The organism is Leucobacter soli (assembly GCF_042659205.1).
GTDB classification, from domain to species: Bacteria; Actinomycetota; Actinomycetes; order Actinomycetales; family Microbacteriaceae; genus Leucobacter; species Leucobacter soli.
On record NZ_JBHSRW010000355.1, the window covers coordinates 1 to 1,610 of the forward strand.

Below are 1,610 nucleotides of genomic sequence, written 5' to 3' on the forward strand. Positions count from 1 at the left end.
CTCGGGCACCTGGCGCGCCCGCGACGACCGCTATTCGGAGCTGCGTTCGGCAGCGGCGCCGGCGCCGGCCAGCGGTCCGCGGCGCATCGAGATGTCCTACATCGGCGGGTAGCCGTACCCGGCGGGTGCGGCTACAGTCCGACCCAGTCGGAGCTGCCCGAGGTGTAGTGCTGCCGCTTCCAGATCGGCACTTCGTGCTTGATCCGTTCGATGAGCGCCTCGATCGCGGCGAAAGCCTCGCCTCGATGCGCGGCGGCGGCGGCCCCGACCAGCGCCGCATCGCCGATGCGGAGGGGACCTATGCGGTGCCAGGCCGCGAGGCGCAGCCCGGTGCGCGCGGCCTCCTCCTCGACGATCCGTCCGAGGAACTCCTCGGCGAGCGGGTGGGAGCTGTAGTCGAGGGAGCGGACCGCGCTCCCCCCGTCATGATCGCGGATCACGCCATGGAAGACCACGACCGCCCCGCAGTCGGCCGCCTCCACGGCGGCGCGCACCGCGGCCTCGTCTATCGGCGTCTCCGTGATCCGCGCCAGCAGCCCGCTCATGCCGGCTCCCCGGGATGCGGCTGCGCAGACCCGTGCACGACGTGCTCGGGGGCCGTGCGGGCGAACTCCTCGATGCCGCCGATCAGATAGTCGGCATCGAAACCGCGCTCGCGGAGGATCCGGGCGGCGCGCACCGATCTGGGCCCTCGGGCGCAATACACCGTGACACGGGAGCCCGGGGCGATCGGTACGGATGCCGCCGGGCCCTCCAGCACGGGCAGCGGCAGGGATTCCGACGGAGAGATCCTCACTCCCGCGCGTTCGTCGAGGCCTCGGACGTCGAGGAGGGCGGTAGGCCCGCCCTCGATGCGTCGTCGCAGCTCCGCACCCGTCACACCCGGAGGCGCTCCGGGGCCGGCGCAGAACGCCTCGTAGTCGATGAGCTCGGCAGGAGCGGTGGCGAGGGGATCGCGAGCGTAGCGGATCTCGCGCGTTCGCGCCCCGAGCGCGTCGTAGACGAGCACGCGGCCGATGAGCGGCTCGCCGACGCCGGCGATGAGCTTCATCGCCTCGGTGGCGAGCAGCGAGCCGATCGTTCCGCACAGCCCGGGAAGCACGCCTCCGGTCGCGCAGGTCACCACCTCGTCGGGAGCCGGCGGTTGCGGGAACAGGTCCCGATACCCCGGTCCGTAGGCGTGCCAGGCGACGCCGACCTGCCCGTGATGGCCGAGGATCGCTCCCCACACGAGCGGAATGCCGGCGAGGCGCGCGGCATCGTTCGCGAGATAGCGGGTCGGGAAGTTGTCGCTGCCGTCGATGACGAGATCGTAGTCGGCGAGGAGGCCGAGCGCGTTCGCCGAGCTCAGCCGCAGCTCGTGCGCGATCACGTCGACCCCGGGGTCGACGCGCTGCGCGGCCTCGGCGAGGGACACGGCCTTGCTGCGCCCCAGATCGACCGTGCGGTGGGCGACCTGCCGGTGCAGGTTGGAGAGCTCCACCGCGTCGTCGTCGACGATCCCGATCGTCCCGATCCCGGCGCCGACGAGGTAGGGAACGCTCGCGCTGCCGAGCCCCCCGGCGCCGATCACCAGTACGCGCGCTGCGCGGAGGCGCCGCTGGGCGACC

Annotated in this window: 2 protein-coding genes; both read right to left on the bottom strand. The window is 72.9% G+C overall.

Annotated elements, in window-relative coordinates:
- Positions 1–131: 131 nt before the first annotated feature.
- Positions 132–545 carry a molybdenum cofactor biosynthesis protein MoaE gene (locus ACFPZL_RS13050; RefSeq protein ID WP_218114215.1) on the bottom strand — a complete coding sequence of 138 codons (414 nt, stop codon included), beginning with the start codon at positions 543–545 and terminating at the stop codon, positions 132–134.
- Positions 542–1,610 (bottom strand): ThiF family adenylyltransferase (locus tag ACFPZL_RS13055; RefSeq protein ID WP_382335802.1); only part of this gene is annotated, 1,069 nt, incomplete at its 5' end. The genes ACFPZL_RS13050 and ACFPZL_RS13055, both read right to left, overlap by 4 nt.